The organism is Streptomyces sp. H27-H1 (assembly GCF_026627445.1).
GTDB lineage: Bacteria > Actinomycetota > Actinomycetes > Streptomycetales > Streptomycetaceae > Streptomyces.
This window is the reverse complement of sequence record NZ_JAPNLJ010000110.1, coordinates 1-5,007: the sequence shown is the minus strand read 5'-3', so window position 1 is coordinate 5,007 and position 5,007 is coordinate 1. Positions and strand designations below refer to the sequence as shown.

5 protein-coding genes are annotated in these 5,007 nt (G+C 74.2%); 2 read left to right on the top strand and 3 right to left on the bottom strand.

All coding sequences use genetic code 11. The features are described from left to right. Positions 1 to 165: transposase (locus OTB20_RS41700; protein WP_267825119.1), on the bottom strand; the 165-nt coding region annotated here is incomplete at its 3' end. 122 nt (positions 166 to 287) lie between these two features. Between OTB20_RS41700 and OTB20_RS41695 the strand changes: the two genes are divergently transcribed. Beyond that, entirely contained in the window at positions 288 to 1,796 is a 1,509-nt protein-coding gene (locus tag OTB20_RS41695; protein ID WP_267825118.1) for a class I adenylate-forming enzyme family protein, read from the top strand. Positions 1,797 to 1,807: 11 nt separating this feature from the next. Here the strand turns inward: OTB20_RS41695 and OTB20_RS41690 are convergent, their stop codons facing one another. Both OTB20_RS41690 and OTB20_RS41685 read right to left on the bottom strand, forming a co-directional pair. After that, entirely contained in the window at positions 1,808 to 2,692 is an 885-nt protein-coding gene (locus OTB20_RS41690) for a spermidine synthase (protein ID WP_267825116.1), read from the bottom strand. Between the two features lie 80 nt (positions 2,693 to 2,772). After that, a complete protein-coding gene (locus OTB20_RS41685) occupies positions 2,773 to 3,186 on the bottom strand; it encodes a hypothetical protein (protein ID WP_267825115.1) in 414 nt (137 codons plus the stop codon). Between the two features lie 295 nt (positions 3,187 to 3,481). Here OTB20_RS41685 and OTB20_RS41680 point away from each other — a divergent pair, with 295 nt between their 5' ends. Beyond that, on the top strand, positions 3,482 to 4,834 hold the full coding sequence (locus OTB20_RS41680) for a tetratricopeptide repeat protein (RefSeq protein WP_267825114.1): 1,353 nt from the start codon (positions 3,482 to 3,484) through the stop codon (positions 4,832 to 4,834). Positions 4,835 to 5,007 lie beyond the last annotated feature (173 nt).

Below are 5,007 nucleotides of genomic sequence, written 5' to 3'. Positions count from 1 at the left end.
CACGAGCCGCCCCGCCATCGCCTGGATGGACTTGCGCCGCCCCTCCAACATCAACCCACGCAGGTAGCAGCCACCCTTCTCCCGCTGGTCCCGACGCGGCACGGACGCGAACACATCCGCCACGAACGCCGCTAACTCCACCCGAAGGTCCTCGACCTGACGCATATCCACACACGTAACATGCTCCTACAGAACATGATCGGGAAGAGGTAACGGAGTCCTACTAGTGCTGTGACCGGAAAGGTTCACCGCGTTTTCGGATCCTGCCCGCCGGATACCGTGGCGCCATGAGCCCCGGCGCGCGGTATGTCACCGACCTGATCGACGCCTGCGAGCGGTATGCCGACCGGCCCGCCTTCGGGTCCGGCTCCTGGGTCCTCACCCACTCCGAGGTGCTGGCCTGGACGTACCGGCTGGCGGGCGCCCTGGCCGATTTGGGGATCCGGCGCGGCTCCGGGCTGGCCTGCGTATCGGCGGGCAACCCGCCCGAGACCCTGCTCGTACGGCTGGCCGCGCACGTGCTGGGGGCCCGGCTGACGCATGTGTGCGTCGGCCCCACCACCCACGGGCTCGAGCACCTGCTACAGGACTGCGCGCCCTCCCTGCTGGTCCACGACACCCCGGTGCCGCCGGCCCCGGCGGCCCGTATCGGCCTGGCCGCGCTGCTGGAGCTGGCCGCCGCCCGCGAGGCGCTGCCCGTTGAAGTGGCGGCGCGCGACGAGGACGTGGCCCGGGTGACCTACACGGGCGGCACCACGGGCCGGCCGAAGGGGGTGGCCTCGACCTTCGCCGCGATGGCGGCCCGAACGGCCACCCGCGACTCCGGTGGCTCCGGCAGCGCGGGCGGCTCCGGCCCGCTGGTGTTCGTATCCACCGACTCCCTCTCGCAGCGCTCCGGCGGCCGGTGCCTGGAGCAGCTGCGGGCCGGCGGCCGCTCCGAAATCCTGCACCCCTTCGGCACCCGGGAGTTCGCCGAGGCCTGCCGGCGGCTCGGGCCCGCGGCCACGTACCTGACGCCCTCGATGCTGTACCGGCTGCTCGACGACCCGGAGACCGCCGACGGCGTGCCCGGCCTGGTACGGGTCTCCTACGGCGACTCCCCCGTCCACCCGGAGCGGCTGCGGCGGGCGCTGACCCGCTGGGGTCCGGGGGTCCGCTGGACCCAGGGCTACGGGATGAACGAGGCCGGGGTGCTCAGCCGGCTGTCCCCGGCCGACCACGACGCGGCGGCCTCAGACCGCCCCGAGCTGCTCGGCTCGGCCGGCCGCCCGGCGCCCGGGGTGGAGATCGAGGTGCGCGGCGCCGCGCCGGGGGCCACCGGGGAGGTCTGGGTACGGTCCCCGATGGTGATGGCCGGCTACCGCAACCAGCCCGCCCTGACGGCCGGGGTCCTGCGGGACGGCTGGCTGCGCACGGGGGACGTCGGGCACTTCGACGCGGACGGGTACCTGTACCTCGACGACCGGGTCAAGGACGTGGTGATGGTGCACGGGGCGAACATCTACTGCGGCCCGATCGAGACGGCCCTGACCCGGCACCCCGCCGTGGCCCGGGCGGCCGTCGTGGGCCGGACGGACCCGGTCACCGGGGAAGCGGTGTGCGCGTTCCTCGTCGCGGCCCCCGGGCACGCCCCGACGGACGCGGCGGCGGCCGAGGCGTGCGCGCTGGTCGCGGCGGAGCTGGCGCCGGGCCAGCGCCCCGCGTCGGTGTACTGGGTAGCGGCGCTCCCGCTGACGGACCGCGGCAAGCCGGACAAGCGCCGCCTCAGGGAGATCGCGGCGGCCTCGGCCGGGTAACCGCCCCGGCGTCAGCGGAAGACCGACGGCGGGGGCTCCGGCGAGGCCACCGCCGAGGCGTCGAAGACGGGGACGGCGCCGCCCGCGAAGTCGGTGAGGGCGCGGCCGTGTTCGACCCGGCCGGGGTGCGGGTCGCTCGCCACCCGGCGGGTGAACTCGGCGAGCGGGAGCTCCCGGTCCGCGGCCACCAGAACGGCGTTGCCGAACCGCTTGCCCCGCCACACCACGGGGTCGGCGGCCAGCGCCAGTTCCGTGAACCGGGACGCGGCCGTGGCGATCTGGCCCCGCAGATGGGAGAGCGGCGGTCCGTCCGCGAGGTTCGCCACGTACCAGCCGCCCGGCGCCAGGGCCCTGCGTACGTCGTCCAGGAACTCGGTGCTCGTCAGGTGCGCCGGGGTGCGGGCGCCGCTGAACACGTCCGCGATCACCAGGTCGGCCCAGCCGTCCGGGATCTTAGCCAGCCCGGCACGGGCGTCGACCGCCCGGACCCGGACCCTGGCCTGCGGGTCCAGCGGCAGGTGTTCCCGTACGAAGGCCACGAGCCCGGCGTCTATCTCGACGATCTGCTGCGTCGAGCGGGGGCGGGCGGCGGCCGTGTAGCGCGCGAGGGTGAAGGCGCCGCCGCCGAGGTGGAGCACGTTCAGGGGCTGGCGGGCGGGGGCGACGAGGTCGATCAGGTGGCCGATCCGGCGCTGGTAGGAGAAGTCCAGGTAGCCGGGGTCGTCCAGGTCGACGTGCGACTGCGGGGCGCCGTCGATCAGCAGGGTCCAGGCGCGCGAGCGCTCCCGGTCGGGCTCCAGGGCTGCGTGGCCGCCGTCCACCTGCCCGGCCACCGCCTCGGAGGTGTCGCGTTCGCGTCCGCGCCGCTTGTCATTGCCCTTGCCCTTGCCTGCCACGGCCTCATTATGGCTGGTCAGGGCCTGGGCGTCGCTTCGCGGGCGACAGTGGGCAGTCGCCCGCGGTCGGCAGCGGGCAGTCAGCAGCAGTTGTCCGCGGCCTCGATCAGCCGGGCCGCTTCGCCGAGGGCCGCGCGCAGCACCTCCGGGTCGGTGACCGGCCCGACGGCCTCCGGTGGCAGCAGCCAGCCGGTGCCCGCGGCGGGCGAGGCGTCGCCGAAGCGCATGCCGCGTCCGTTGGTCTGCGTACAGGCGCTGCCGGGGAGGTCCCAGGCGTCGGCGGTGCCGGGCGGGACGAGGAACCCGAGGGTGCTGCCGGAGCCGTCGTGCAGCACCGGGCCGACGCCGCCCGCGCGGCTGGCCTGGCCGGCGGCGCGCTGGATGATGTCGACGGCCTCCAGCCCCTGCCGGGTGGGCACGGTGACCAGATCCGGGGCGCCCGTGAGGAGGGACTCCCCGGGCTCGGGCGCGGTGTTCGTATCCGTGCTCTCCATGCCGCCCTCCACCAAGGGAACCCCTCCTCGATCCGCGTACGACCTCGCGGGAGCGGTCCGGGAAGCCGGCGGGCTTCCTCCCACTCCGCATGAGTTCAACGCGCGGGAACGTCAACAGGTGCGGTGGTAAGACGCTGCAAAGGATGGCAGTTCATGGCGGATCGCGGGTGAGATATCCGTTTTGTAGCCAAACACCAAGTCAACCCGTCACCGCTGGCGGTACGTTCATGCCCGCCGGGCAGCCAGTCACCACAGTCACCGGCAGCGCGTCCCTTGCCCCAGAGAGGCCACGTCCATGGCGGCGTCCCCCCACTCACCCAACACCCCTTTCCGGCGGCTGCGCGGCCGGCACTCCCCGGCCGAGTTCGCCGCGATGGTGCGCAGGGCCGCGAAGGAAATCGGAGAAACGGTTTCCTGCGACGCCCGTTACATCGGCCGCGTCGAGTCCGGCGAGATCCGCTGCCCCAACTACGCCTACGAGCGGGTCTTCCTCCACATGTTCCCCGGCCGCACCCTGGCCGATCTGGGGTTCTCCCCGCGCGAGACGGTTCGGGGCCGGCTGGCGCAGCGAGAGCAGGCCGCGTCCCTGGCGGCCTTCGCCAACCGCGCCCACCCCACCGGCGCCTCTTCCCCTTCACGTTCCAAGGAGAGCGACGTGCTGCGTCGCGCGTTCATGGCGGGGGGCTCCGCGACCGTGGCGGCCGCGACCCTCGGCCTCACCCTGCTCGGCGAAGTGCGAGCCCCTCTTGCCTCCCGCGCCGGCGAGGCCGAGGCGGCCGCCGTCGAGGACGCCGTTCGCCAGATCCGGCTGCTGGACGACCGGCACGGAGCCGACGCCCTGTACCGGCGGGCCGCGGAACCCCTGCGCACCGCCTACGCGTTGCTCGACGCGGGGGCGACCCGGCAGTCCACCGAGGACCGCTTGCACGCGGGTGCGGGAGAGCTGGCCATCTCCGTGGGCTGGCTCGCGCACGATTCGGGCCGGTTCGACGACGCCCGCTCGCACTACGCGGAGGCGCTCGCCACGGCCCGGGTCTCCGGGGACGCCAGCCTGGAGGCGCACGCCTTCAGCAACATGGCGTTCCTCGCCCGGGACTGCGGGCGCCCCCGCGAATCGGTACGGGCCGCCCAGGCGGGCCGCCGGGCCGCCCGTTCGCTCGGCTCCCCGCGGCTCCTGTCCCTGCTCGCGCTGCGGGAGGCCGGCGGCTGGGCGGGGCTGGCCGACCGCAAGGCCTGTGAGGAGGCGCTGACCCGGGCGCACACGGAGTTCTCACGCGGTGAGGCGGGGGCGGACCCCGAGTGGATGTCCTTCTTCGGCGAGGCCGAGCTGGAATCCCTGGAGTCCCGCTGCTGGGCCGCGCTCGGCGAGCACGCCCGGGCGGCCCGGCACGCCCGCCGGGCGGCGGACCTCCAGGATCCGCACTTCGCCCGCAACGTCGCCCTCTACACCGCCGAGCTGGCCGACAACCTGGCCCATGCGGGCGCCCCCGACGAGGCCGCCTGGGCGGGCGGCCGGGTGCTGGAGCTGCTGAACGAGGTCCAGTCGACCCGTATCCAGTCCATGCTGGCGGCGACGGCCCGCACCCTGGTCCCGCACCAGCGCTCCCCCCGCGTGGGCGCCTTCCTCAGCCGGCACGCCCAGGCCTGAGCTGCGGCGGCCGCCGCGAACGGCCTGCGGCCCCGGGTCCGGGGCCGCTAGTAGGACTCCGTTACCTCTTCCCGATCATGTTCTGTAGGAGCATGTTACGTGTGTGGATATGCGTCAGGTCGAGGACCTTCGGGTGGAGTTAGCGGAGTTCGTGGCGGATGTGTTCGCGTCCG

What these genes read in the sequence shown, in the direction of transcription:
- OTB20_RS41695 (WP_267825118.1), top strand. Translation starts at nt 288, where the DNA reads ATGAGCCCCGGCGCGCGGTATGTCACCGACCTGATCGACGCCTGCGAG.
- OTB20_RS41685 (WP_267825115.1), bottom strand. Translation starts at nt 3,186, where the DNA reads ATGGAGAGCACGGATACGAACACCGCGCCCGAGCCCGGGGAGTCCCTC.
- OTB20_RS41680 (WP_267825114.1), top strand. Translation starts at nt 3,482, where the DNA reads ATGGCGGCGTCCCCCCACTCACCCAACACCCCTTTCCGGCGGCTGCGC.